Source organism: Pseudomonas chlororaphis (assembly GCF_001921865.1).
Classification (GTDB): Bacteria; Pseudomonadota; Gammaproteobacteria; order Pseudomonadales; family Pseudomonadaceae; genus Aquipseudomonas; species Aquipseudomonas chlororaphis_D.
Map to the genome: position 1 here is coordinate 90,491 of NZ_MSCT01000016.1, position 25,632 is coordinate 116,122.

Annotated in this window: 22 protein-coding genes; 17 read left to right on the plus strand and 5 right to left on the minus strand. The window is 59.9% G+C overall.

All coding sequences use genetic code 11. The features are described 5' to 3' along the window. Window positions 1-13 precede the first annotated feature (13 nt). Together lolA and ftsK are read right to left on the minus strand one after the other, a co-directional pair. Window positions 14-637, minus strand: a complete 624-nt coding sequence (gene lolA, locus BTN82_RS18370; RefSeq protein WP_075120536.1) for an outer membrane lipoprotein chaperone LolA — start codon at window positions 635-637, stop codon at window positions 14-16. A gap of 70 nt (window positions 638-707) precedes the next feature. After that, the gene (ftsK, locus tag BTN82_RS18375; RefSeq protein ID WP_075120537.1) at window positions 708-3,116 is read right to left on the minus strand and encodes a DNA translocase FtsK; all 2,409 of its coding nucleotides are present in this window, start codon (window positions 3,114-3,116) and stop codon (window positions 708-710) included. Between the two features lie 328 nt (window positions 3,117-3,444). On the opposite strand from ftsK, the gene trxB reads away from it, so the two are divergent. The 4 genes from trxB (at window position 3,445) to infA (ending at window position 6,231) form a co-directional block, all read left to right on the plus strand. Next, window positions 3,445-4,395, plus strand: a complete 951-nt coding sequence (trxB, locus tag BTN82_RS18380) for a thioredoxin-disulfide reductase (RefSeq protein WP_075120538.1) — start codon at window positions 3,445-3,447, stop codon at window positions 4,393-4,395. A 71-nt stretch (window positions 4,396-4,466) separates the two neighbouring features. Beyond that, the gene (aat, locus tag BTN82_RS18385; RefSeq protein WP_075120539.1) at window positions 4,467-5,147 is read left to right on the plus strand and encodes a leucyl/phenylalanyl-tRNA--protein transferase; all 681 of its coding nucleotides are present in this window, start codon (window positions 4,467-4,469) and stop codon (window positions 5,145-5,147) included. 57 nt (window positions 5,148-5,204) lie between these two features. Then, window positions 5,205-5,912 carry an arginyltransferase gene (locus tag BTN82_RS18390; protein ID WP_075120540.1) on the plus strand — a complete coding sequence of 236 codons (708 nt, stop codon included), beginning with the start codon at window positions 5,205-5,207 and terminating at the stop codon, window positions 5,910-5,912. Window positions 5,913-6,012: 100 nt separating this feature from the next. Then, complete coding sequence (gene infA, locus BTN82_RS18395) at window positions 6,013-6,231, plus strand: translation initiation factor IF-1 (RefSeq protein ID WP_002553999.1); 219 nt, start codon at window positions 6,013-6,015, stop codon at window positions 6,229-6,231. A 114-nt stretch (window positions 6,232-6,345) separates the two neighbouring features. Here infA and clpA read toward each other — a convergent pair whose 3' ends face one another. Both clpA and clpS read right to left on the minus strand, forming a co-directional pair. Continuing rightward, window positions 6,346-8,616, minus strand: a complete 2,271-nt coding sequence (clpA, locus tag BTN82_RS18400; protein ID WP_075120541.1) for an ATP-dependent Clp protease ATP-binding subunit ClpA — start codon at window positions 8,614-8,616, stop codon at window positions 6,346-6,348. Window positions 8,617-8,645: 29 nt separating this feature from the next. Then, a complete protein-coding gene (gene clpS, locus BTN82_RS18405; RefSeq protein WP_009044582.1) occupies window positions 8,646-9,008 on the minus strand; it encodes an ATP-dependent Clp protease adapter ClpS in 363 nt (120 codons plus the stop codon). Between the two features lie 226 nt (window positions 9,009-9,234). Here clpS and cspD point away from each other — a divergent pair, with 226 nt between their 5' ends. Beyond that, a complete protein-coding gene (cspD, locus tag BTN82_RS18410; RefSeq protein WP_075120575.1) occupies window positions 9,235-9,492 on the plus strand; it encodes a cold shock domain-containing protein CspD in 258 nt (85 codons plus the stop codon). An 87-nt stretch (window positions 9,493-9,579) separates the two neighbouring features. Here the strand turns inward: cspD and icd are convergent, their stop codons facing one another. After that, on the minus strand, window positions 9,580-10,836 hold the full coding sequence (gene icd, locus BTN82_RS18415) for an NADP-dependent isocitrate dehydrogenase (protein WP_044463918.1): 1,257 nt from the start codon (window positions 10,834-10,836) through the stop codon (window positions 9,580-9,582). Between the two features lie 505 nt (window positions 10,837-11,341). Between icd and BTN82_RS18425 the strand changes: the two genes are divergently transcribed. The 12 genes from BTN82_RS18425 to nuoC all read left to right on the plus strand — a co-directional run bounded on the left by BTN82_RS18425 (window position 11,342) and on the right by nuoC (window position 25,630). Further along, complete coding sequence (locus tag BTN82_RS18425; protein WP_075120542.1) at window positions 11,342-13,567, plus strand: NADP-dependent isocitrate dehydrogenase; 2,226 nt, start codon at window positions 11,342-11,344, stop codon at window positions 13,565-13,567. Between the two features lie 221 nt (window positions 13,568-13,788). Beyond that, window positions 13,789-14,235, plus strand: coding sequence for an NUDIX hydrolase (locus tag BTN82_RS18430; RefSeq protein WP_075120543.1), 447 nt, complete (start codon window positions 13,789-13,791; stop codon window positions 14,233-14,235). 71 nt (window positions 14,236-14,306) lie between these two features. Then, entirely contained in the window at window positions 14,307-15,431 is a 1,125-nt protein-coding gene (gene mnmA, locus BTN82_RS18435) for a tRNA 2-thiouridine(34) synthase MnmA (RefSeq protein ID WP_075120544.1), read from the plus strand. Then, on the plus strand, window positions 15,428-16,051 hold the full coding sequence (gene hflD / locus BTN82_RS18440; RefSeq protein WP_075120545.1) for a high frequency lysogenization protein HflD: 624 nt from the start codon (window positions 15,428-15,430) through the stop codon (window positions 16,049-16,051). The genes mnmA and hflD overlap by 4 nt, the downstream gene beginning before the upstream one ends. A gap of 126 nt (window positions 16,052-16,177) precedes the next feature. Next, entirely contained in the window at window positions 16,178-17,548 is a 1,371-nt protein-coding gene (gene purB / locus BTN82_RS18445) for an adenylosuccinate lyase (RefSeq protein ID WP_075120546.1), read from the plus strand. Window positions 17,549-17,630: 82 nt separating this feature from the next. Further along, window positions 17,631-18,797, plus strand: a complete 1,167-nt coding sequence (locus BTN82_RS18450; protein ID WP_075120547.1) for a cupin domain-containing protein — start codon at window positions 17,631-17,633, stop codon at window positions 18,795-18,797. Next, window positions 18,790-19,218 (plus strand): GNAT family N-acetyltransferase, encoded by a 429-nt coding sequence (locus BTN82_RS18455; protein WP_075120548.1) that lies wholly within the window; start codon window positions 18,790-18,792, stop codon window positions 19,216-19,218. The genes BTN82_RS18450 and BTN82_RS18455 overlap by 8 nt, the downstream gene beginning before the upstream one ends. Before the next feature lie 244 nt (window positions 19,219-19,462). After that, the gene (locus BTN82_RS18460) at window positions 19,463-20,218 is read left to right on the plus strand and encodes a secretin N-terminal domain-containing protein (RefSeq protein WP_075120549.1); all 756 of its coding nucleotides are present in this window, start codon (window positions 19,463-19,465) and stop codon (window positions 20,216-20,218) included. Between the two features lie 513 nt (window positions 20,219-20,731). Next, the gene (aceA, locus tag BTN82_RS18465; protein ID WP_075120550.1) at window positions 20,732-22,057 is read left to right on the plus strand and encodes an isocitrate lyase; all 1,326 of its coding nucleotides are present in this window, start codon (window positions 20,732-20,734) and stop codon (window positions 22,055-22,057) included. A gap of 621 nt (window positions 22,058-22,678) precedes the next feature. Beyond that, window positions 22,679-23,092 carry an NADH-quinone oxidoreductase subunit A gene (locus BTN82_RS18470; RefSeq protein ID WP_007929187.1) on the plus strand — a complete coding sequence of 138 codons (414 nt, stop codon included), beginning with the start codon at window positions 22,679-22,681 and terminating at the stop codon, window positions 23,090-23,092. A gap of 10 nt (window positions 23,093-23,102) precedes the next feature. Further along, complete coding sequence (locus BTN82_RS18475) at window positions 23,103-23,777, plus strand: NuoB/complex I 20 kDa subunit family protein (RefSeq protein WP_075120551.1); 675 nt, start codon at window positions 23,103-23,105, stop codon at window positions 23,775-23,777. A gap of 71 nt (window positions 23,778-23,848) precedes the next feature. Beyond that, entirely contained in the window at window positions 23,849-25,630 is a 1,782-nt protein-coding gene (gene nuoC, locus BTN82_RS18480; protein WP_075120552.1) for an NADH-quinone oxidoreductase subunit C/D, read from the plus strand. Window positions 25,631-25,632: the final 2 nt, after the last annotated feature.

Consider the following 25,632-nt stretch of genomic DNA (forward strand, 5'->3'; position numbering starts at 1 on the left):
GGGTCGCGGCTCGTTATTCTTGAATCACGTCGGCACCCTTGGGGATGTCGAACTTGAACTTGGAGGCGGCAATCGGGGCGTTAGCCTTGACCCCGGTGAACAGGATGTTGGTGCGCTGGCCGACGCTGTCGATCAGTTGCATGTCGTTGACCAGGCCGTTGCGGAACGACAGGCGCAGGCTGTCGAACAGGGTGTCCTTGGTTTTCGGCTTGAGGATGAAGTCGATCACCCCGCCGGCTTCCTTGGCGCTGATATCGAAGCTTTCGCTGATTTTCGACACATCGCCCGACAGCAGCAGCGCCGGGGTCTGGGTCAGGCGTTGATCCAGGGTCTTGATGGTGACCTGTTCCAGGTCCGGGTCCCACAGGGAAACCTTTTTACCGTCGGAGACCATCAGTTGTTCCTGTGGCGCGTCGGTGTGCCAGTAGAACAGGCCCGGACGCTGCAACGCCATGTCGCCGGCAGTTTCCTGCAACTGAGTACCGCTGCCGTCGAGGGTCAATTGCGAAAAGCGCGCGGTCAGGGTCTGGGACTTTTCCAGCAACTGGGTCAGACGCGCCACGTCTTGCTGATCGGCATGGGCCGACAGCGTAGTTAAAGCCAGTACCGGTACCAGCAGCATGCGGATAAGACGCATGGGAGTCCTCATTAGATTCGTGGAAAAAGCCGGCGGCGCGGGGGACGCGTCGCCGGTATCGGGTCGCTGCTCAATCGCGCATCGGACCCGGCGCAATCACTTCGCGGGAGCCGTTGGTGTTCATGGCGGTCACCACGCCGGCCATTTCCATGGCCTCGATCATGCGGGCCGCGCGGTTGTAGCCGATCTTGAGTTTACGCTGCACCGCGGAGATGGACGCCCGACGGCTCTCGAGGACGAACTGCACCGCTTCGTCGTACAGCGCATCGGTCTCGGCGTCGTCGCCGTCGCCACCGCCTCCACCGCCCTCGAAGCCGCTGCCGGCCTCTTCGACGCCGTTGAGGATGTCGTCGTTGTATTCCGGCGCGCCGCGCAGTTTCCAGGCTTCCACGACCCGGTGCACTTCATCATCGGAAACGAAGGCACCGTGCACGCGAATCGGCAGGCTGGTGCCTGGCGGCATGTAGAGCATGTCACCATGGCCCAGCAGCTGCTCGGCGCCACCCTGATCGATGATGGTCCGCGAGTCGATCTTGCTCGAGACCTGGAACGCCATGCGGGTCGGAATGTTGGCCTTGATCAGACCGGTGATCACGTCCACCGACGGCCGCTGGGTCGCGAGGATCAAATGGATGCCCGCCGCACGGGCTTTCTGGGCGATCCGCGCGATCAGCTCTTCGACCTTCTTGCCGACGATCATCATCATGTCGGCGAATTCGTCCACCACCACCACGATGGTCGGCAGCTTGCTCAGCAGCGGTGCTTCGTCGTGGATGCTTTCGCGGTTGTACAGCGGATCCGTCAGCGGCGTACCGGCCTCGATGGCCTCCTTGACCTTCTGGTTGAAGCCGGACAGGTTCCGCACACCCATCTTCGCCATCAACTTGTAGCGCCGCTCCATCTCGGCCACGCTCCAGCGCAGGGCGTTGGCCGCGTCCTTCATGTCGGTCACCACCGGGCACAACAGGTGCGGGATGCCTTCGTAGATCGACAACTCGAGCATTTTCGGGTCGATCATGATCAGCTTGGCGTCTTCCGGGCCGGACTTGAACAGGATCGACAGGATCATCGCGTTCACCCCCACCGACTTACCGGAACCGGTGGTACCGGCCACCAGCAGGTGAGGCATCTTGGCCAGGTCGGTGATGATCGGCTTGCCGCCGATATCGTGGCCCAGGGCCAGGGTGACCGGGGATTTGAAGTTGTCGTATTCCGGGGTCGACAGCACTTCGGAGAAGCGCACGATCTGCCGGTCTTCGTTGGGGATCTCGATACCCACGGTGGTCTTGCCGGGAATCACCTCCACCACACGCACGCTGGTCACCGCCAGCGAACGCGCCAGGTCCTTGGCCAGGTTGGCGATACGGCTGACCTTGACGCCGGCCGCGGGCTGGATCTCGTAACGGGTAATCACCGGGCCCGGGTGGATCGAATCCACCGTTACCTCGACCCCGAACTCCTTGAGTTTGATTTCCAGCAGGTGGCCGACCGCCGCCAGTGACTCGGGGGAGTAATTGAGTTGTTTCTTTTCCGCCGGATCGAGAATCGAGATAGGTGGCAAGGTGCCTTCGATCGCGCTGTCGACGAACAGCGGAACCTGTTTTTCTTTCTGCACGCGCTTGCTCGGCTCCGGCGCTTTTACCGGGGCCGGGGCAATCACCGGCGGGACCTGTTTCTCACGGTCGGACATGTGCTTGCTCAAGGCCTGCTCGCGCTCGATCAGGCGCTCCTTGACCTTGGCCTGTTCACGCTTGTCGGGCACGATCGGCGCGACCACTTCATCGACCCGGGCATCCACTTCGCGCAGTTGGGCGACCAGTTGCTTGCGTTCGGTACGCGCCGCCCACCAGCGATTGGCGGCGCCCTGGAACAGTTCGAACAGGTCGAGGGTGATCTTGCCGGTCACATCCATGACCTTGAACCAGGACAGGTCGGTGAACACAGTCAGGCCGAACAGGAACAGGGCGATGAACATCAGGGTGCTGCCCTGGATGTTCAGCGCGTTCTTCGCCAGGTCGCCCAGGCTTTCGCCCAGCGCCCCACCCGCGCCGGCTGGCAAGCCGGTGGCCGCATGGAAATGGATGTGCGCCAATGCGGCGCCGGAAAGGACCAGGAAGACCAGGCCGATCAGGCGCCAGGAAAACAGCCAGCCGCTCCACTGCCACGGCTCGTGGCGTTGACGGAAGATCTGATAAGTCTTGATCGCCAATAACAACGGGAAGATATAGGCGAAATAACCCAACACCATAAACAGGATATCGGCGCTGTAGGAACCGGCAGGGCCGCCGAAGTTCTGCACGTCGTCGATCTTGCTGTTGTGACTCCAGCCCGGATCGTCTTTGCCGTATGTCAGCAATGCCATCATCAGGAACAGGCACAAGGCCCCAATCGCGATCAACGCACCTTCCTTGAGCCGGTAGTGCAATTGTTGGCGCCAGAGTGGGACTACTGTTTTAGGTGCAGCGGTGGATTTCTTCAAAACGCGTCTTTTCCTGCGCCATGGGCGCGTCCAACTGTTGATCGACTAAAAAATACTGCCCAATCCGAGCAGGTAAAAAGTTGACAAGCGTAACTGGGGCTACTTTTAACATTCTGCCCCTGCATTGCGAAACTGTAAGCGCTGTCGCGGCTGCGATCCTGCAAAGCCGATGGTATTCAACATATGGATACAAACCCGCATTGTACGGATTTATAAGCGCCATGCCACGCTGCCCGAATACTCACTGCAGCCTAACCAGAAACACTTTATGCATTATTCAATTTGAGCATGCATTCTCTTTTGTGACAAAGGCTTATGAGGTGTTTTTATGAACCAAGCGAAGCATTCACGCCTGATCATTCTAGGCTCCGGCCCTGCCGGTTACAGCGCCGCCGTTTATGCCGCCCGCGCCAACCTCAAACCGACTGTCATCACCGGCCTACAAGCCGGCGGTCAACTGACCACTACCGTCGAGGTCGACAACTGGCCCGGCGACGTGGAAGGCCTGACCGGCCCGGTGCTGATGGAACGCATGCAAAGGCATGCCGAACGCTTCGACACCGAGATCGTCTACGACCACATCCATACCGCCAAGTTGCAGCAGCGGCCCTTTATCCTCGAGGGCGACAGCGGCACCTATAGCTGCGACGCGCTGATCATCGCCACTGGCGCCTCGGCCCAATACCTGGGCTTGCCCTCCGAGGAAGCCTTTGCCGGCAAAGGCGTATCGGCCTGCGCCACCTGCGATGGATTTTTCTATCGCAATCAGGTGGTTGCCGTGGTCGGTGGCGGCAACACCGCCGTGGAGGAAGCGTTGTACCTCTCCAACATCGCCAAAGAAGTTCACCTGATCCACCGGCGCGACAAGCTGCGCGCCGAGAAGATTCTCCAAGACAAACTGTTCGAGAAAGCCGCCAAGGGCAATATCCGCCTGCATTGGAACCAGAATCTCGACGAAGTGCTGGGCGATGCCAGCGGCGTGACTGGCGCTCGCCTGCGCGACAGCCTGACCGAAGGAACCCGGGAGCTGGCGCTGGCCGGGGTATTCATCGCCATCGGTCACAAGCCCAATACGGATTTGTTCAAGGACCAACTGGAAATGCGCGACGGCTACCTTCGGGTCAAGGGCGGCAGCGAAGGCGACGCCACGGCAACCGGCATCCAGGGCGTGTTCGCTGCGGGCGATGTGGCGGACCACGTGTATCGCCAGGCCATCACTTCTGCGGGAGCAGGCTGCATGGCCGCGCTGGATGCGGAGAAATTCCTCGACGACAACTGACCTCCCGACCTACGCTTGCGGCGGACCTTTCCGGCCCGCCACCGCCCTCCCCTTCCGCAAGTCTGAATGCCATGCTGACCTGGTTACAACGCAACACCCTCGACTTCCCGCCATTGGAAAAGGCCCTGCGCGACCCCAATGGCCTGCTGGCCGCGGGCGGCGACTTGTCCGCCGACCGGCTGATCCAGGCCTATCGCCACGGCTGCTTCCCCTGGTTTTCCGAGGGCCAGCCGATCCTCTGGTGGTCCCCCGACCCGCGCACCGTGTTATTTCCAGATGAGCTGCACGTATCGCGCAGCCTGAACAAACTGCTGCGCCAGCAACGCTATCAGGTCACCTTCGACCAGGACTTTGCAGCGGTCATTCGCGCCTGCGCGGCACCACGCACCTACGCCGATGGCACCTGGATCACCGAATCGATGCAAAATGCCTACCTTGAACTGCACCAACGCGGGTACGCCCATTCGGTTGAAGTCTGGGACCAAGGCGTGCTGGTGGGCGGGCTGTATGGACTAGCAATAGGCCAGCTGTTCTTCGGCGAATCGATGTTCAGTCGCGCCGATAATGCCTCGAAATTCGGCTTCGTTACGCTGGTCGAACGCCTGCGAGCCTGGGGTTTCGCCCTGATCGATTGCCAGATGCCCACCGACCACCTGCACAGCCTGGGCGCCCGGGCCATCCCGCGCCACGAGTTCGCCGGCTATCTGCAGCGCCATCTGGAGCAGCCCAGCCGCGCCATATGGGTTTCCTAGGCGGGTTTTGCCGGCGTGGCTTACACTTAATTCAAAGCTTATTCCGAGGGTTGATTCATGACCGAGTTGGCGCGTTTGAAGTTTTATGCCACTCAGCCCCACTCTTGCAGCTACCTGCCCGACGAACAGGCGACCACACTGTTCCTCGACCCTAGTCAGCCCATGGATGTGCATGTCTACGCAGACCTGTCGGAAATGGGCTTTCGCCGTAGTGGCGACCACCTGTACCGGCCGCATTGCCAAAATTGCAATGCCTGCGTTCCGGCGCGCATTCCTGCCGCGCAGTTCTTGCCCAATCGCCAGCAGAAACGCATTCTCAAACGCAATGCCGACCTGCACGTCCAGCCCGTCAAACCAGGCTTCAGCGAAGAATACTTCGACCTTTACCAGCGCTATATCGAGCAGCGCCATGCCGATGGCGACATGTACCCCCCCAGCCGCGATCAGTTCTCGACCTTTCTGGTTCGCGACCTGCCTTTCTCCAGATTCTACGAATTCCGCCTCGATGGACGCCTGCTCGCCGTGGCCGTCACCGATCTGCTGCCCAACGGTCTTTCCGCGGTCTATACCTTCTACGAACCCGAGGAAGAACGCCGCAGCCTTGGCCGCTTTGCCATTCTGTGGCAGATCGGCGAAGCCTTGCGCCTGGGCCTGGATGCGGTCTATCTCGGATACTGGATCAAAAACTGCAAAAAGATGAACTACAAGACCCAATATCGACCTATCGAGCTGCTGATTAACCAGAGATGGGTCATCCTGAACTAGAAGCCCTTGGCTTGAACCCCACTTTTCGGGCACAATGCACGCCGCTTTTGCCTGGCGCAGTTGCACCGGGCCATTCATTGGACACCGAGGGCTTTACTGCATGTCGAAAGAAGACAGCTTCGAAATGGAAGGCACTGTCGTCGACACCCTGCCCAACACCATGTTTCGTGTGGAGTTGGAAAATGGGCACGTCGTAACCGCGCATATCTCCGGCAAGATGCGCAAGAACTACATTCGTATTCTTACCGGTGACAAAGTGCGCGTCGAACTGACGCCCTATGACTTGAGCAAAGGGCGCATCACTTACCGCGCTCGCTAAGCAAGTCAATACAAGACGCCCGGCCATGCCGGGCGTTTTTGTTTGCCTGCGATTTTCCCTTCGCGCAGGCAAGACAAAAAAGGCGCCTTGCGGCGCCTTTCCTGTTACAGCCTGTCAGGCCATTTCTGCAGTGGTCTCGAACTCGAAGGTCAGCTCGCCATCCTTGATGTCGATGTGTACCACACCGCCATGCTCGGCCAGCTCGCCAAAGAGTATCTCCTCCGCCAGCGGACGCTTGATCTTGTCCTGGATCAGGCGCGCCATGGGGCGAGCCCCCATGGTCACATCGTACCCCCCCGCCGCCAGCCAACTGCGGGCTGCATCGGTAACCTCCAGCTGGACGCGCTTGTCTTCCAATTGCGCCTGCAGTTCGGTGAGGAACTTGTCCACCACGCTCTTGATGACCTCATGACTGAGGCGACCAAATTGGATAATGGTGTCCAGACGGTTACGGAACTCCGGCGTAAAGCTCTTCTTGATCACTTCCATGGCATCGGAAGAGTGATCTTGATGAGTGAACCCGATGGAAGCCCGCGCAGCCGTTTCGGCTCCGGCGTTGGTGGTCATGATCACGATCACGTTGCGGAAATCCGCCTTGCGCCCGTTGTTGTCGGTCAAGGTGCCATGGTCCATTACCTGCAGCAGCAGGTTGAAGACTTCCGGGTGGGCCTTTTCGATTTCATCGAGCAGCAATACACAATGAGGTTGCTTGGTAATCGCCTCGGTCAGCAAACCGCCCTGGTCGAAACCGACATAACCCGGAGGTGCACCGATCAGACGCGAGACCGTGTGACGCTCCATGTACTCGGACATGTCGAAACGCACCAGCTCGATACCCAGCGCCTTAGCCAATTGCCGTGCCGCTTCGGTCTTGCCGACACCAGTAGGCCCGGCGAACAGGAACGAACCGACAGGCTTGTCTGGCGACTTCAGGCCCGCGCGGGACAGCTTGATCGCAGTAGACAGCGAGTCGATCGCCGCATCCTGGCCAAACACCGTCAGCTTCAGGTCGCGCTCGAGATTACGCAACAGCTCCTTATCGGAACTGGTGACGTGCTTCGGCGGAATCCGCGCGATTTTCGCCACGATATCCTCGACCTGGGCCACCTCGATACGCTTGACGCGTTTCTCCGATGGCTGCAAACGCTGATAGGCACCCGCCTCATCAATCACATCGATGGCTTTATCAGGCATATGCCGGTCATTGATATAACGCGAAGCCAACTCGGCAGCGGCGCGCAATGCTTCGTCGCTGTACTCGATGCTGTGATGCTGCTCGAAGCGCCCTTTGAGCCCACGCAGGATGCCGATGGTGTCTTCTACCGAAGGCTCGGACACATCGACTTTCTGGAAGCGCCGCGCCAAGGCCCGATCCTTCTCGAAAATTCCGCGGAACTCCTGGAAGGTGGTCGAACCAATGCAGCGGATATCGCCCGAAGACAGCAGTGGCTTGAGCAGGTTCGAGGCATCCATCACCCCACCGGACGCCGCACCGGCACCAATGATGGTATGGATTTCATCGATAAACAGAATCGCCTGCGGACGCTTCTTCAGCTCGCCCAGCAATGCCTTGAAGCGCTTCTCGAAATCGCCGCGGTATTTGGTACCCGCCAGCAAAGCGCCAAGATCCAGGGAATACACCACGCTGCTGGCCAGCAGATCGGGCACCTGGCTATCGACAATACGCTTGGCCAGGCCTTCGGCGATCGCGGTTTTACCCACGCCAGCCTCACCCACCAACAGCGGGTTGTTCTTGCGCCGGCGAGCGAGGATCTGCGCTACGCGCTCAACCTCCTGCTCACGCCCCACCAACGGGTCGATACGCCCCTGGCGCGCCAGATCATTAAGGTTGCTGGCATAGGCATCCAGCGGATTGCTCGAAGAAGAAGGCTCGCCGCCTTCTTCGTCCTGCATATCCTGCTCGCCTTCAGAATGATCGCCATGCCCTGGCACCTTGGAAATACCGTGGGCGATGTAGTTGACGACATCGATACGGGCAACGCTCTGCTGTTTCAGCAGGAACACCGCCTGACTCTCTTGCTCACTGAAGATTGCCACCAGCACATTGGCGCCGGTCACTTCGCGCTTGCCCGAGCTCTGTACATGAAAGACAGCACGTTGCAGTACACGCTGGAAGCCCAGGGTTGGCTGAGTTTCGCGATCCTCGTCATGCACGGGAATCAGCGGCGTGGTGGAGTCGATGAACTCCTGCAGGTCGTGCTTGAGTTTGTCGAGGTTTGCTCCGCAGGCACGTAAAACAGTGGCGGCGGCCTCATTATCCAAAAGAGCCAACAAGAGGTGTTCGACGGTCATGAACTCATGACGCTTCGAACGCGCCTCTTTGAAGGCGAGATTGAGGGTGACTTCGAGCTCGCGGTTTAACATAGCTTCACCTCATACCCAAGTGGTCGGCGTTAACCGTCCTTCTCGATTTCACAGAGTAGCGGATGCTGGCTTTCCCTGGCGTACTGGTTGACCTGCATGGCCTTGGTCTCGGCGATGTCGCGGGTAAACAATCCACATACTGCCCGTCCTTCCGTATGAACGGCCAGCATTACCTTGGTCGCCAGCTCGCGATTCAGGTTAAAAAACACCTCGAGCACTTCGACGACGAAATCCATCGGTGTGTAGTCATCATTGAACAAAACCACCTTGTACATCGGCGGTGCCTGCAACGTTGGCTTAGCTTCCTGTACAGCCAAGCCAGCGGAATCGTCGTCTTGGAAGTCCGGGCGATCCTGATTGAATGTTAGTCGAATCTGGCTGATTGCATGCATGGAAAGAAAGGTTCGTTAGTTGAGCAAATACAGTGGTGGGGGCGCTCCGGGAGGATTTCAACTCCGACTGCCGGGTCACCTTGACTATCGGCAAAACGGTGTTACAACCAATAGAGCCCACATTGGGTAATAAAGGTCCGCACCGTCAATCCTATATTTCAGAATTGCGCTGCGGATGAACTGGATGATACTCCAGTGATGGAGTCTGTTGCAGAGGGATATGAGCATGGCAAGCGGCAAGGTCAAGTGGTTCAACAACGCCAAGGGTTATGGCTTTATCAATGAGGAGGGCAAAAGCGACGACCTTTTCGCCCACTACTCGGCCATCGAGATGGAAGGCTACAAAACCTTGAAAGCCGGTCAGGCTGTAAGCTTCGAGATCACGCAGGGCCCCAAGGGCCTGCACGCCGTGAAGATCAACTCCATCAAACCCCAGAACGCCCCCGCTGCAACCCCATCCCTCCAGGAAACGGCCCTGAGCTGAGCCCTTCATCTTCAGCCATTGAAACAGTCATAACAAAACGGCCGGCTCAATCACTTGAGCCGGCCGTTTTGTTGACTGCGCGTTGACTTACATGTGCGAGATCAGCGCATCGCCGAATGCCGACGACGACAACAGCGTAGCGCCATCCATCAGGCGCTCGAAGTCATAAGTCACGGTCTTGGCGCCGATGGCGCCGTTGGTGCCCTTGATGATCAGGTCGGCCGCTTCGGTCCAGCCCATATGACGCAACATCATTTCCGCGGAAAGAATCAGCGACCCCGGGTTCACCTGGTCCTTGCCCGCATACTTCGGCGCGGTACCGTGGGTAGCTTCAAACATCGCGACGGTGTCGGACAGGTTGGCGCCCGGAGCGATACCAATACCGCCTACTTCAGCCGCCAGCGCGTCGGACAGATAGTCGCCGTTCAGGTTCAGGGTAGCGATAACGTCGTACTCAGCCGGACGCAGCAGGATCTGCTGCAGCATAGCATCGGCGATGGCGTCCTTGACGATCACGTTCTTGCCGGTCTTCGGGTTCTTGAACTGCATCCATGGACCGCCGTCGAGCAGCGTCGCACCGAACTCTTCGGCCGCCACTTCATAGGCCCATTCCTTGAAGGCACCTTCGGTGAACTTCATGATGTTGCCTTTATGCACGATGGTCAGCGAATCGCGGTCGTTATCGACCACATATTGCAACGCCTTGCGTGCCAGACGCTTGGTGCCTTGCAGGGAAACCGGCTTGACGCCGATGCCGCAGTTTTCGTCGAAACGGATCTTGGTGACACCCATTTCTTCCTTGAGGAACTTGATGACCTTGGTCGCTTCCGCGGAGCCGGCCTTCCATTCGATACCGGCGTAAATGTCTTCCGAGTTCTCACGGAAGATGGTCATGTCGACATCACCAGGCTTTTTCACCGGGCTCGGTACGCCTTCGAACCAGCGCACCGGGCGCAGGCAGACATACAGGTCCAGTTGCTGGCGCAGAGCCACGTTCAAGGAACGGATACCGCCCCCTACCGGAGTGGTCAGCGGGCCCTTGATGGACACCACATAATCCTTGACTGCATCCAGCGTTTCCTGAGGGAGCCAGGTGTCCTGGTCGTACACTTGAGTGGCTTTCTCGCCGGCATAGACTTCCATCCAGGAGATTTTGCGCTCGCCGCCGTAGGCCTTCTTAACAGCAGCATCGACAACCTTGATCATGACCGGGCTGATATCAACGCCAATACCATCGCCTTCGATGAAAGGGATGATCGGGTTGTTAGGAACATTGAGAGAATGGTCTGCATTGACGGTGATTTTGTCGCCGACTGCTGGAACCTGAATCTTCTTGTATCCCATGCTGAACTCCGTTGTGTGGATTGAACATCTGGCTGCGTTCGAGCGTACCCCAGTTGAATCTGGACGGGAACCTCATGTTCCACTCATCTGCCGCGAAAGCTGCGTAGTTCGGGGCCTACAAGCCTGAAAGCAAAGGGAAAAACGCCAAACTCGAGCACTTCGAGCGACTCTACGCCGCCGTCCCGCCTGCGACCTTTAGACCAATGGACGAGACGGCGCGCCTATGAACCATCAGCGTTTTGCCAGCGACCTATGTATAATGCGGCCGCTGACCACAGAGTCACGACGGCCGAGCCCTCTGTTACCGGAAAAAACGTAGCCGAGACTTTCCGCCAAAAGCCGGGTTGTTACCGCAACCCACCCGCTTGACGCTCGACTGATGCACCCAACATCACCGCGAAGAAACCTCGACATTCGGCTCACGGATGACTTTGAACGAACGCGCTTACCCGGCGCCCCTCGAGTTTCTGCGCACGCTTTAGCAAAGAAGAGAGTTAATCCGAATATGCCCACCCGCTCGAAGATCATCTATACCTTCACCGACGAAGCCCCCGCCCTCGCCACCTACTCGCTGCTGCCTATCATCGAAGCCTTCACCGCTTCTTCCGATATCGCCGTGGAGACCCGCGACATCTCTCTCGCAGGGCGTATTCTTGCCAGCTTCCCGGAGCTGCTGGGCGACAAAGCCATACCGGACCATCTGGCCGAGCTGGGCGAACTGGCCGTAACGCCTGAAGCCAACATCATCAAGCTGCCGAACATCAGTGCTTCGGTACCGCAACTTCAGGCCGCCATCAAAGAGCTGCAAGCCAAGGGCTACGCGCTACCGGACTACCCGGAAAGCATCACCAGCGACGCCGACAAAGACGCCAAGGCGCGCTACGACAAGGTCAAGGGCAGCGCCGTGAACCCGGTCCTGCGCGAAGGCAACTCTGATCGCCGCGCCCCACTGTCGGTGAAGAACTACGCGCGCAAGCACCCGCACAAGATGGGCGCCTGGGCCAAAGACTCCAAGTCCCACGTTGCTCATATGAGCAACGGCGATTTCTACGGCAGCGAAAAAGCCGCCCTGATCGACGCCCAGGACAACGTCAAGATCGAGCTGATCGCTCAAGACGGTAGCGCTACCGTCTTGAAGGAAAAAACCGCCGTACAAGCCGGCGAGATCCTCGATTGCGCAGTCATGAGCAAAAAAGCCCTGCGCGCCTTCGTCGCCGCCGAAATAGAAGACGCCAAGCAGCAAGGCGTACTGCTGTCGGTTCACCTGAAAGCCACCATGATGAAGGTTTCCGACCCGATCATGTTCGGCCAGATCGTTGCCGAGTTCTATCAGGACGCCCTGAGCAAGCACGCCGCCGTACTGAAGGAAATCGGCTTCAACCTGAACAACGGCATCGGCGACCTGTACGCCCGCATCCAGGCCCTGCCGGCCGACCAGCAAGCCGCGATCGAAGCCGACATTCAGGCGGTCTACGCCGTGCGCCCTGCCCTGGCCATGGTCAACTCCGACAAAGGCATCACCAACCTGCACGTGCCGAGCGACGTGATCGTCGACGCCTCGATGCCAGCCATGATCCGCGACTCCGGCAAGATGTGGGGCACCGACGGTCAACTGCACGACACCAAGGCACTGATCCCGGACCGCTGCTACGCCACCATCTACCAGGCGGTGATCGAAGACTGCAAGGCCAACGGCGCCTTCGACCCGACCACCATGGGCAGCGTGCCGAACGTTGGCCTGATGGCCAAGAAAGCCGAAGAGTACGGCTCCCACGACAAGACCTTCCAGATCAAGGCTGACGGCGTCGTACGCGTCACCGACAGCAAGGGCAACCTGCTGCTGGAACAGGCCGTCGAAGCCGGCGATATCTTCCGCATGTGCCAGACCAAGGACGCGCCGATCCAGGACTGGGTCAAGCTGGCCGTCAACCGCGCCCGCGCAAGCAGCACCCCAGCCATCTTCTGGCTGGACCCGATGCGCGCCCACGACGGCGTGATGATCGAGAAGGTCCAGGCTTACCTGAAGGACCACGACACCGCCGGCCTGGACATCCGCGTGATGTCGCCCGTCGACGCCATGAAATTCACCCTGGCCCGCACCCGTGAAGGCAAGGACACCATCTCCGTCACCGGCAACGTACTGCGCGACTACCTGACCGACCTGTTCCCGATCATGGAACTGGGCACCAGCGCCAAGATGCTGTCGATCGTGCCGCTGATGAACGGCGGTGGCCTGTTCGAAACCGGCGCCGGCGGTTCGGCACCCAAGCACGTACAACAGTTGCTGGAAGAGAACTTCCTGCGCTGGGACTCCCTGGGTGAGTTCCTGGCCCTGGCCGCCTCCCTGGAGCACCTGGGCAACACCTACAACAACCCGAAAGCGCTGGTATTGGCCAAGACACTCGACCAGGCAACCGGTCAGTTCCTGGACAACAACAAGTCGCCATCGCGCAAAGTCGGCAACATCGACAACCGCGGCAGCCACTTCTACCTGGCGCTGTACTGGGCCCAGGCCCTGGCCGCCCAGACCGAAGATGCTGCCCTGCAAGCGCAGTTCAGCCCCCTGGCCAAGACCCTGACCGAGAACGAAGCGACCATCGTTGCCGAACTCAACGCCGTCCAGGGCAAGCCTGTGGACATCGGCGGCTACTACAGCGCCAACCCTGAGCTGGTGAGCAAGGCCATGCGCCCAAGCGCCACCCTCAACGCAGCTATCGCTGCGCTGGCTTAAGCGACACCGCCCCAACACAAACCCCGGCCCAGTGCCGGGGTTTGTGCTTTTCGCAAAACGCTTTCACTGCAGGAGCGAGCTTGCTCGCGAAAGAAACGCCGTGAAATCGTGGTGCTACAGGCAGGTCGCATTATCGTTGACGCCTTATCGCGAGCAAGCTCGCTCCTACAGGGGCAGCGTTCGCTTTATGATGATTGCCCACTCAAGACAGAGCTTTATATATGGAATGGCAACCCCACATCACCGTCGCCACTGTCGTCGAGAACCAGGGACGCTTCCTGTTCGTCGAGGAGTTCCAGGGCGAACAGGCCGTGCTCAACCAGCCCGCCGGGCACCTGGACCCGAATGAGAGCCTGCTCCAGGCCGCTATCCGCGAAACCCTGGAAGAAACCGGCTGGGACATCGAGTTGACCGGCGTGGTCGGCATTTATCTGTATACCGCTCCGAGCAATGGCGTGACCTATCAGCGCGTATGTTTCGCCGGCAAACCGCTCAAGCATCACCCCGACTATCAACTGGACGACGGCATCATCGGCCCACGCTGGCTGAACCGCGACGAGCTGCTGGCATTGCGCCCACAATGGCGCAGCGAACTGATCATCCAGTGCCTCGACGACTATCTGGCCGGCCCGCTGCACAGCCTGGGGCTGATCCGTCCGTCGCTTTAACCGCAGTTTTAGCCTTGCAGGCCTCAGCCTGTTAGAATCGCGTCCTTTTTCAAGACACCCGTTGAATTCCTATGCGTGATCCAGCCCCTTCTGACACCCAAAAGAAGCGCGTCATCGTCGGCATGTCCGGCGGCGTGGACTCTTCCGTTTCCGCCCTCCTGCTGATGGAGCAGGGTTACCAGGTGGAAGGCCTGTTCATGAAAAACTGGGAGGAAGACGACGGAACCGAATACTGCACCGCCATGGACGACCTCGCGGACGCCCAGGCCGTGTGCGACAAGATTGGCATCAAGCTGCACACCGCCAACTTCGCCGCTGAATACTGGGACAACGTATTCGAGCACTTCCTGGCCGAATACAAGGCCGGCCGCACGCCGAACCCGGACATCCTGTGTAACCGCGAAATCAAGTTCAAGGCGTTCCTCGACTACGCCATGATGCTCGGCGCCGACCTGATCGCCACCGGCCACTACGTACGCCGCCGCGATATCGACGGGCGCACCGAACTGCTCAAGGGCCTGGACCCGAACAAGGACCAGAGCTACTTCCTCCATGCCGTCGGCGGCGAACAGATCGCCAAGACCCTGTTCCCGGTGGGCGAACTGGAAAAACCCGAAGTCCGCGCGATCGCCGAGAAACACGACTTGGCCACCGCGAAGAAGAAGGACTCCACCGGCATCTGCTTTATCGGTGAACGGCGCTTCAGCGACTTCCTCAAGCAGTACCTGCCGGCCCAGCCCGGCGAGATCAAGACCACTGAAGGCGAAGTGATCGGCCGCCACCACGGCCTGATGTACCACACCATCGGCCAGCGCCAGGGCCTGGGTATCGGCGGTCTCAAGGACGCCGGAGAAGAACCCTGGTACGTGCTGATCAAGGACCTGGAGCACAACGAGCTGATCGTCGGCCAGGGCAACGATCACCCGTGGCTGTTCTCCCGCGCCCTGCTCGCCTCCGACATCTATTGGGTCAACCCGATCGACCTGAGCCAGCCGCGCCGCCTCACCGCGAAAGTGCGCTACCGCCAGAGCGACCAGCCCTGCACCCTGGAAAAGACCGCCAGCGGCTACCGCGCCACCTTCGACGACCCGCAACGCGCGGTGACGCCCGGCCAGTCCGTGGTGTTCTATGACGGCGAGATCTGCCTGGGCGGCGGCGTGATCGAAGTCGCCGAACCCTGGAGCAGCAAGGCATGAGCCCGATCCAGGAGCAACTGACAGCATTGGGCGGCGTATTTCTCGCCGCCGTCCTAGTGGACAAGATCGCCAAGACCGGCCAGGTCAGCGAGGCCTCCTTGAGCTGCATGCTCGGCAGCCTGCTGATCCGCGACCCGAAAGACACCCTGGAAGTCTACGGCGGCGACGATATCAACCTGCGCGAAGGTTATCGCGCCCTGATCGGTGCCCTGGAGCGCGACCCCAGCACCCTGCAGCGCGAGCCGCTGCGCTACGCCCTGTCGATGCTCGGCCTCGAGCGCCAGCTGGCCAAGCGCGATGACCTGCTGGAAACGATCGGCAAGCGCCTGCCGCAAATCCAGTCCCAGGTCGAACATTTCGGCCCGGCCCACGAAAACGTGATTGCCGCCTGCGGCTCGCTGTACCAGGACACCCTGAGCACCCTGCGCCAACGCATCCAGGTGCATGGCGACATGCGCAACCTGCAGCAACCGAGCAATGCCTCGAAGATCCGCGCCCTGCTGCTGGCCGGCATTCGCTCGGCGCGCCTGTGGCGCCAGCTGGGCGGCCACCGCTGGCAGTTGGTGGTCAGCCGCCGCAAGTTGCTCAAAGAGCTTTATCCTCTGATGCGCAACAGCTGAAGCGCGCCCGCAATACCGTTTCAAGTCAGTAACGCGTAATACGCCGGTCAGTTGGCAACGGACCGGCGGATATTTTCATGTATGATACGCGCCCCATTTCGTTGCCCGACTGTCCGAGAACACCCCATGCAGCTCTCTTCGCTCACTGCGGTTTCCCCTGTTGACGGCCGCTACGCCGGCAAAACCCAGGCCCTGCGCCCTATTTTCAGCGAATACGGCCTGATCCGTGCTCGCGTCCTGGTCGAAGTTCGCTGGCTCCAGCGCCTGGCCGCCCATTCCGCTATCAGCGAAGTGCCGGCGTTCTCCGCCGAGGCCAACGCGGTGCTCAACGCACTGGCGGAAAATTTCTCTCTGGAGCACGCCGAGCGCGTCAAAGAGATCGAGCGCACCACCAACCACGACGTCAAGGCCATCGAGTACCTGCTCAAGGAACAAGCCGCCAAGCTGCCTGAGCTGGCCAACGTCAGCGAGTTCATCCACTTCGCCTGCACCAGCGAGGACATCAACAACCTGTCCCACGCCCTGATGCTGCGCGAAGGCCGCGACGAAGTGATGCTGCCGCTGATGCGCCAGACCGCCAACGCCATCCGCGAACTGGCACTGCGTTTCGCCGACGTACCGATGCTGTCGCGCACCCACGGCCAGCCGGCTTCGCCGACCACCCTGGGCAAAGAGCTGGCCAACGTGGTGTACCGCCTGGAGCGCCAGATCGCTCAAGTGGCCGCCGTACCGCTGCTGGGCAAGATCAACGGCGCCGTGGGCAACTACAACGCCCACCTGTCGGCCTACCCGGAAATCGACTGGGAAGCCAACGCCCGCGCCTTCATCGAAGACGAGCTGGGCCTGAGCTTCAACCCGTACACCACGCAGATCGAGCCGCACGACTACATCGCCGAGCTGTTCGACGCCATCGCACGCTTCAACACCATCCTGATCGACTTCGATCGCGATATCTGGGGCTATATCTCCCTGGGCTACTTCAAGCAGCGCACCATTGCCGGCGAAATCGGCTCCTCGACCATGCCGCACAAGGTCAACCCGATCGACTTCGAAAACTCCGAAGGCAACCTGGGCATCGCCAACGCCCTGTTCCAGCACCTGGCGAGCAAACTGCCGATCTCCCGCTGGCAGCGCGACCTGACCGACTCCACCGTACTGCGCAACCTGGGCGTCGGTTTCGCCCACAGCGTGATCGCCTACGAAGCCAGCCTCAAAGGCATCAGCAAGCTGGAGCTCAACGCCCAGAAGATCGCCGACGACCTGGACGCCTGCTGGGAAGTCCTGGCCGAGCCGATCCAGACCGTGATGCGTCGCTACAACATCGAAAACCCGTACGAAAAACTCAAGGAACTGACGCGCGGCAAGGGCATCAGCCCTGAAGCGCTGCTGACCTTCATCGACGCGCTGGAAATGCCTGAAGCGGCCAAGGCCGAGCTGAAAAAGCTCACCCCGGCCAGCTACATCGGCAATGCCGTGGCACAAGCCAAACGCATCTGATCGATGGCAAGACCTTTGACGCCCGGCAGCGCCGGGCGTTTTTATTCCCGTATGAAAAGTGCATTTTTTCAATAGGTTACACATGAATCCTGACATTCCTCTTCAACTTTTGGGCGGCATCAGCGCACGGGAATTCCTGCGTGACTACTGGCAGAAAAAGCCCCTGCTGATCCGTCAGGCCCTGCCCGACTTCGAGAGCCCGATCGACGCCAACGAACTGGCTGGCCTGGCCCTGGAAGAGGAAGTCGAATCGCGCCTGATCCTCGAGCACGGCGAACGCCCTTGGGAAATGCGCCGTGGCCCCTTCGCCGAAGACGAGTTCAGCAAGCTGCCGGAACGTGACTGGACCCTGCTGGTCCAGGCCGTCGACCAGTTCGTCCCGGAAGTCGCCGAGTTGCTGGAACACTTCCGCTTTCTGCCGAGCTGGCGCATCGACGACGTGATGATCAGTTTCGCCGCGCCTGGCGGTAACGTCGGCCCGCATTTCGACAACTACGATGTGTTCCTGCTGCAGGGCCACGGCAAGCGCAACTGGAAGATCGGCCAGATGTGCGACACCGAGAGCCCGCTGCAGCCGCACTCGGACCTGCGCATCCTCGCCGACTTCGAAGAAACCGAAAGTTGGGTCCTGGAACCCGGCGACATGCTCTACCTGCCGCCGCGCCTGGCGCACTACGGCATTGCCGTGAACGATTGCATGACCTACTCGGTGGGCTTCCGCGCGCCGAGCGCCGCTGAAGTGCTGACCCACTTCACCGACTTCCTCAGCCAGTTCCTGCCTGACGAAGAACGCTACACCGACGCCGACGCCCAGCCGGTCAGCGACCCGCATCAGATCCAGCACGACGCCCTCGATCGCCTCAAGGGCCTGCTGGCCGAGCACATGAGCGATGAGCGCCTGCTGCTGACCTGGTTCGGCCAGTTCATGACCGAGCCGCGCTACCCGGAACTGGTGGTCGGCCCCGAGCTGGAAGAAGAAGACCTGCTCGGCAGCCTCGAAGAGGGCGCGGTACTGATCCGCAACCCGAGCGCACGCCTGGCCTGGTCCGAAGTCGACGACGACCTGCTGCTGTTCGCCAGCGGCCAGAGTCGTTACCTGCCGGGCAAGCTGCGCGACCTGCTGAAGATGATTTGCGCCGCCGACGCGCTGCACATCGACAACCTCGGTCCATGGCTGGCGGACGAGGACGGACGCGGCCTGCTGTGCGAACTGGTCAAGCAAGGGAGCCTGGGATTTGCCGATGAATAAGATTCGCGTACGTGTCGCAGACTGGCAAAAGGACAACGCCGAGATCCGGCGCATTCGTGAAGCGGTGTTCATCATCGAGCAATCCGTCCCCCCTGAGCTGGAGTGGGACGCCGACGACGACGGCGCGCTGCATTTCCTCGCGCTCGAAGGCGACTTTCCGATCGGCACCGCGCGCCTGTTGCCCGTCGGGGAAGTTGGCCGCGTCTCGGTCCTCAAGGACTGGCGCGGCCTGAAGGTGGGCGATGCGCTGATGCAGGCGGTGATCGGCGAAGCCGAGAAACGTGGCCTCAAGCAACTGATGCTCAGCGCCCAGGTCCAGGCGACTGCGTTCTACGAACGCCTGGGCTTTCGTGTGGTCAGCGAGGAGTTCCTGGAAGTCGGGATCCCTCACGTTGATATGGTGCGCGACAGCGCCTTGTAGGAGCGAACTTGCTCGCGATGAGGTCGATGCGGCTATCCGCCTCACGATTCATCGCGAGCAATCGAGCGTCGACCGGCCGCTCCTACAGACAGGCACCTTGAAACGCCCCGCCATCCGCAGGTCCGGCAAGCTAAACTGGACCCAAGGATGCCGGGGCGTTTTGCTGCGTGCGATTCAACTTGCCCCACCGCGAGCCGACAAACTGTCAAACTCAAGGCTTCCACCCCTAGCGGAGATAACGGACATGTCCCTACGCACCCTGCTCACGACGCTACTGCTGGCTACCAGCTTTTCAGCCGCTGCAGCTACCGAGATCGTGCCCCTGAACAACCGCACCAGCGCCGACCTGCTACCCGTTGCGCAGAACTTCCTCGGCAAGGACGGCAAAGTCAGCGCCTACGGCAACCAATTGATCGTCAATGCCGAACCACAAAAGATCGAGGAACTGCGCGCCTTCATCGCGCAACTGGATACCGCCGCCAAGCGCCTGCTGATCACCGTCGACACCAGCGAAAACAATAGCCAGGACAGCCAGGGCTACTCGGTCAACGGTGTGCCGCAGGCGCGAATCATCAACCGCAGCACCGAAAGCCGCGATGGCGGCATCCAGCAGGTCCAGGCCAGCGAAGGCGTACCGGCGCTGATCCAGGTCGGCCAGAGCGTGCCGCTGACCACCACCCAGACCGATCCTTACGGTCGCCTGCAAAACCAGACCCAGTATCGCAACGTCACCCAGGGTTTCTACGTCACGGCCAGCGTTACCGGCGAAACCGTTCACCTGAGCATCAGCACCAATCGTGACCGCATGAGCCAGGAACGTCCCGATGTAGTGAACGTGCAAAGCACCGACACAACAGTCAGCGGTCGACTTGGCGAGTGGATCACCCTGGCCGGCGTCAATCGCCAGAACCAGGCCGAAAAACAGGCGCTAACCCGCAGCTACTCGACTCAAGGCCGGGATGACATGACCTTGCGAGTGAAAGTCGACGCCTTGGACTGAAGCACCTAAAACTGACTGATTAGTCGTATTAGACCAAAGATGTAGTGTTATAAAAAAAGCACTACAAAACGTTTGACGAGCCAAAAAACCGAAGGCATGATGGCCTCGCTCCCGCTAATCAGGGGCCCTGGCAAGGGCCTTCGGATCGCCGCTCTAACCTACCCACCTGAGCCGATTCGTGTCTGTACCGCCCACAAGGTGCGTTTGACGAGATTGCGACTGGAACGAGGTTGTCCCGAGGGACGGAAGCTAATTAGGTAGATCGGCAACACCCTGCTTGACCATACAAGGGCCCACGACGCCCGAATGTGTTCGACAGCCAGCCCTTACCTGCTCACTTTCCCCCCTTGAGCCCATCGTTCACCCGTCGCCATCTGCGCCGAACCCGGCTTGACCGCCTAAGCTTCTGGTCAGCGAGCAGCCAGTGACGCATTTTTACCCTGCGCATCTGGTGGAGCGAGATTTTCCACCCCAGAACGACTTTTCACACAAGATGCGACGAGGTTTATCTCCATGGCACTGACACGCGAACAGCAAATTGCAGCCCTTGAAAAAGACTGGGCTGAAAACCCGCGCTGGAAAGGCGTGACTCGCACTTACTCCGCTGCCGACGTTGTCCGTCTGCGTGGCTCGGTTCAACCTGAGCACACCCTGGCACGCATGGGCGCCGAGAAGCTCTGGAACCTGGTGACCCAGGGTGCCAAACCGTCCTTCCGTCCTGAAAAAGATTTCGTCAACTGCATGGGCGCCTTGACCGGCGGCCAAGCGGTACAACAAGTCAAAGCCGGCATCCAGGCGATCTACCTGTCGGGCTGGCAAGTGGCCGCGGACAACAACTCCGCCGAATCCATGTACCCCGACCAGTCGCTGTACCCGGTGGACTCGGTTCCAACCGTGGTCAAGCGCATCAACAACTCGTTCCGTCGCGCCGACCAGATCCAGTGGAAAGCTGGCAAGAACCCGGGCGACGACGGCTACATCGACTACTTCGCACCGATCGTGGCTGACGCCGAAGCCGGTTTCGGCGGCGTACTGAACGCCTACGAGCTGATGAAAAGCATGATCGAGGCAGGCGCTGCCGGCGTTCACTTCGAAGACCAGCTGGCTTCTGTGAAAAAATGCGGCCACATGGGCGGCAAGGTACTGGTGCCGACCCAGGAAGCCGTACAGAAGCTGACCGCTGCCCGTCTGGCAGCCGACGTTGCCGGCGTACCGACCATCATCCTGGCCCGTACCGACGCTAACGCCGCCGACCTGCTGACCTCCGACTGCGACCCGTACGACCAGCCGTTCGTCACCGGCACCCGCACCCAGGAAGGTTTCTATAAAGTGCGCGCTGGCCTCGACCAGGCTATCGCCCGCGGCCTGGCTTACGCGCCATACGCCGACCTGATCTGGTGCGAAACCGCCAAGCCGGACCTGGACGAGGCCCGTCGCTTCGCCGAGGCGATCAAGAAGGAATACCCGGACCAGATCCTGTCGTACAACTGCTCGCCTTCCTTCAACTGGAAGAAAAACCTGGACGACGCGACCATCGCCAAGTTCCAGCGCGAACTGTCCGCCATGGGCTACAAGCACCAATTCATTACCCTGGCCGGCATTCACAACATGTGGCACAGCATGTTCAACCTGGCGCACGACTACGCCCGCAACGACATGACCGCCTACGTGAAACTGCAGGAGCAGGAATTCGCCGACGCCGCCAAGGGCTACACCTTCGTGGCTCACCAGCAGGAAGTGGGCACCGGCTACTTCGACGACATGACCACCGTGATCCAGGGCGGCTCGTCGTCGGTGACCGCACTGACCGGCTCCACCGAAGAAGAACAGTTCCACTGATTCGGCTTCACGCAAGACAACGGCCATTCCAGACCGTGTAGAAAGCTAACTGGAATGCCGAACATCTGACGCCCCGACTGGTTCGGGGCGTTTTTTTGCCTGCGCTTCAGCAGGGCCATCGCGAACCAGCTCGCACCTGCAAGAGCAGCTCTCCTCCCCCCAAGAACAAGCCTGCACACGATGCAGCCGCTCCAGCCACCGCCAACCCTCTGACAAAACATTGATCCAGAGCGGTATTCGCAAAGAAAAAAGCGGGTAAAAGGAGCTCGCTCGCAACTTGCTGTAACGGGCATATAAAACGCAACTTAGTGGCCTCCCATGAGAACCACTCTTTAAAAGCAACGCCAAATAATATTGATTATCATTTAGACAATGCAATGTTCGTTACAGCGCACACAAAACATAATTAACAAAACCCCCGCTAATGCCCACAGGGCGTGGCTTACGGGGCTTGCAAGGGGGGCCATGCCCTTATTCCATTAAATAATTTCGCTATAGAAAATTTACTTGCCCGGTGTTTAGCCATAAAATCACGCCGATTGATTGCGCTGCGACATATCGTCACTGCTTTATTTCTTTATCAAGCTCAGAGACCTTTGCTCTCTGTTAAGGATTACCAGCATGCCCGAAGCGACAGGACTCATGGCCCACAACTGGGGCTTTGCCATTTTCCTTCTGGGTGTAGGCGGCCTCTGCGCCTTCATGCTCGGCGTCTCCAGCCTCCTCGGGTCAAAAGCCTGGGGCCGCAGCAAAAACGAACCGTTCGAGTCCGGCATGCTACCTACCGGTGGCGCCCGCTTGCGGCTCTCAGCCAAATTCTATCTGGTCGCGATGCTCTTCGTGATCTTCGATATCGAAGCCCTCTTTCTCTTTGCCTGGTCTGTGTCCGTCCGCGAAAGCGGCTGGACCGGATTCGTCGAAGCTCTCGTTTTCATAGCAATTCTGTTGGCAGGTCTTGTCTACCTTTGGCGGGTGGGGGCTCTTGATTGGGCTCCGGAAGGTCGTCGTAAGCGGCAGGCGAAGCTAAAACAATGAGGCTTTGGCGATGCAATACAATCTCACCAGGATCGACCCCGATGCTCCTAACGAGCAGTACCCTATCGGCGAACGGGAAACCGTTGCCGATCCGTTAGAAGATCAAGTCCACAAAAACATCTTCATGGGCAAGCTGGAAGACGTGCTGAGCGGCGCGGTCAACTGGGGGCGTAAGAACTCCCTATGGCCGTACAACTTCGGCCTGTCCTGCTGCTACGTGGAAATGACCACCGCCTTCACGGCGCCCCACGACATCGCGCGCTTCGGCGCCGAGGTTATCCGGGCATCACCGCGCCAGGCGGACTTCATGGTTATTGCCGGAACCTGCTTCATCAAGATGGCGCCGATCATTCAGCGTCTCTACGAGCAAATGCTCGAACCGAAGTGGGTTATCTCCATGGGTTCGTGCGCCAACTCCGGTGGCATGTACGACATCTACTCCGTTGTTCAGGGGGTGGACAAGTTCCTGCCCGTGGACGTCTACGTGCCTGGCTGCCCGCCCCGCCCTGAAGCTTTTCTGCAAGGCCTGATGCTCTTGCAGGAGTCGATTGGCCAGGAGCGTCGCCCACTTTCCTGGGTCGTCGGCGACCAAGGCGTGTACCGCGCCGAAATGCCGTCGCAAAAGGAAGCGCGCCGCGAACAGCGTATTCAGGTAACCAACCTGCGCAGCCCCGACGAAGTCTGATCCAGAGCGCTTCTTACAAAGAACGAAAAACTGGCTTCATTCTTTACGTTGACCGAAAGCGATAAAAAACCATGACTACAGGCAGTGCTCTGTACATCCCGCCTTATAAGGCAGACGACCAGGATGTGGTCGTCGAACTCAATAACCGTTTTGGCCCTGAGGCATTCACCGCCCAGGCCACCCGCACCGGCATGCCGGTACTGTGGGTTACCCGCGCCAAACTCGTCGAAGTCCTGACCTTCCTGCGCAACCTGCCCAAGCCGTACGTCATGCTCTATGACCTGCATGGCGTGGACGAGCGTCTGCGCACCAAGCGCCAGGGGCTGCCAGGCGCCGACTTCAGCGTGTTCTACCACCTGCTGTCGATCGAACGTAATAGTGACGTAATGATCAAGGTCGCCTTGTCCGAGAGCGACCTCAGCTTGCCGACCGTGACCGGTATCTGGCCGAACGCCAACTGGTACGAGCGTGAAGTCTGGGACATGTTCGGCATCGACTTCGCCGGCCACCCTCACCTGTCGCGCATCATGATGCCGCCGACCTGGGAAGGTCACCCGCTGCGCAAGGACTTCCCGGCGCGCGCCACCGAGTTCGATCCGTTCAGCCTGAACCTGGCCAAGCAACAGTTGGAAGAAGAGGCCGCGCGCTTCAAGCCGGAAGACTGGGGCATGAAGCGCTCCGGCGCCAACGAGGACTACATGTTCCTCAACCTGGGCCCGAACCACCCTTCGGCCCACGGTGCCTTCCGGATCATCCTGCAGCTGGACGGTGAAGAAATCGTCGACTGCGTACCGGACATTGGCTACCACCACCGTGGCGCCGAGAAGATGGCCGAGCGTCAGTCCTGGCACAGCTTCATCCCCTACACCGACCGTATCGATTACCTCGGCGGCGTGATGAACAACCTGCCGTACGTGCTCTCGGTCGAGAAACTGGCCGGGATCAAGGTACCGGAGAAGGTCGACGTCATCCGCATCATGATGGCCGAGTTCTTCCGGATCACCAGCCACCTGCTGTTCCTGGGGACCTACATCCAGGACGTCGGCGCCATGACCCCGGTGTTCTTCACCTTCACCGACCGCCAGAAGGCGTACACGGTGATCGAAGCCATTACCGGTTTCCGCCTGCACCCGGCCTGGTACCGCATCGGTGGCGTCGCCCACGACCTGCCGCGCGGCTGGGACAAACTGGTGAAAGACTTCGTCGAATGGCTGCCCAAGCGCCTCGACGAGTACACCAAGGCCGCCTTGCAGAACAGCATCCTCAAGGGTCGTACCATCGGCGTCGCGGCCTACAACACCAAAGAGGCCCTGGAATGGGGCGTTACCGGTGCCGGCCTGCGTTCCACCGGTTGTGATTTCGACCTGCGCAAAGCGCGCCCGTACTCCGGCTACGAGAACTTCGAGTTCGAAGTGCCGCTGGCGGCCAACGGCGATGCCTATGACCGTTGCATGGTCCGCGTCGAAGAGATGCGCCAGAGCATCAAGATCATCGACCAGTGCCTGCGCAACATGCCGGAAGGCCCGTACAAGGCGGATCACCCGCTGACCACGCCGCCGCCGAAAGAACGCACGCTGCAGCACATCGAGACCCTGATCACGCACTTCCTGCAGGTTTCGTGGGGCCCGGTCATGCCGGCCAACGAGTCCTTCCAGATGATCGAAGCGACCAAGGGCATCAACAGTTATTACCTGACGAGCGACGGCGGCACCATGAGCTATCGCACCCGGATCCGTACCCCAAGCTACGCCCACCTGCAGCAGATCCCTTCGGTGATCCGCGGCAGCATGGTCGCGGACTTGATCGCGTACCTGGGTAGTATCGACTTCGTTATGGCCGACGTGGACCGCTAAGC

Coding starts and splice junctions, on each gene's coding strand:
- hflD (WP_075120545.1), top strand. CDS start 15,428: ATGAGCCCGATCCAGGAGCAACTGACAGCATTGGGCGGCGTATTTCTC.
- infA (WP_002553999.1), top strand. CDS start 6,013: ATGTCGAAAGAAGACAGCTTCGAAATGGAAGGCACTGTCGTCGACACC.
- lolA (WP_075120536.1), bottom strand. CDS start 637: ATGCGTCTTATCCGCATGCTGCTGGTACCGGTACTGGCTTTAACTACG.
- BTN82_RS18455 (WP_075120548.1), top strand. CDS start 18,790: ATGAATAAGATTCGCGTACGTGTCGCAGACTGGCAAAAGGACAACGCC.
- clpA (WP_075120541.1), bottom strand. CDS start 8,616: ATGTTAAACCGCGAGCTCGAAGTCACCCTCAATCTCGCCTTCAAAGAG.
- BTN82_RS18390 (WP_075120540.1), top strand. CDS start 5,205: ATGACCGAGTTGGCGCGTTTGAAGTTTTATGCCACTCAGCCCCACTCT.
- aat (WP_075120539.1), top strand. CDS start 4,467: ATGCTGACCTGGTTACAACGCAACACCCTCGACTTCCCGCCATTGGAA.
- cspD (WP_075120575.1), top strand. CDS start 9,235: ATGGCAAGCGGCAAGGTCAAGTGGTTCAACAACGCCAAGGGTTATGGC.
- mnmA (WP_075120544.1), top strand. CDS start 14,307: ATGCGTGATCCAGCCCCTTCTGACACCCAAAAGAAGCGCGTCATCGTC.
- clpS (WP_009044582.1), bottom strand. CDS start 9,008: ATGCATGCAATCAGCCAGATTCGACTAACATTCAATCAGGATCGCCCG.
- icd (WP_044463918.1), bottom strand. CDS start 10,836: ATGGGATACAAGAAGATTCAGGTTCCAGCAGTCGGCGACAAAATCACC.
- BTN82_RS18430 (WP_075120543.1), top strand. CDS start 13,789: ATGGAATGGCAACCCCACATCACCGTCGCCACTGTCGTCGAGAACCAG.
- aceA (WP_075120550.1), top strand. CDS start 20,732: ATGGCACTGACACGCGAACAGCAAATTGCAGCCCTTGAAAAAGACTGG.
- BTN82_RS18460 (WP_075120549.1), top strand. CDS start 19,463: ATGTCCCTACGCACCCTGCTCACGACGCTACTGCTGGCTACCAGCTTT.
- BTN82_RS18450 (WP_075120547.1), top strand. CDS start 17,631: ATGAATCCTGACATTCCTCTTCAACTTTTGGGCGGCATCAGCGCACGG.
- BTN82_RS18475 (WP_075120551.1), top strand. CDS start 23,103: ATGCAATACAATCTCACCAGGATCGACCCCGATGCTCCTAACGAGCAG.
- purB (WP_075120546.1), top strand. CDS start 16,178: ATGCAGCTCTCTTCGCTCACTGCGGTTTCCCCTGTTGACGGCCGCTAC.
- BTN82_RS18470 (WP_007929187.1), top strand. CDS start 22,679: ATGCCCGAAGCGACAGGACTCATGGCCCACAACTGGGGCTTTGCCATT.
- trxB (WP_075120538.1), top strand. CDS start 3,445: ATGAACCAAGCGAAGCATTCACGCCTGATCATTCTAGGCTCCGGCCCT.
- BTN82_RS18425 (WP_075120542.1), top strand. CDS start 11,342: ATGCCCACCCGCTCGAAGATCATCTATACCTTCACCGACGAAGCCCCC.
- nuoC (WP_075120552.1), top strand. CDS start 23,849: ATGACTACAGGCAGTGCTCTGTACATCCCGCCTTATAAGGCAGACGAC.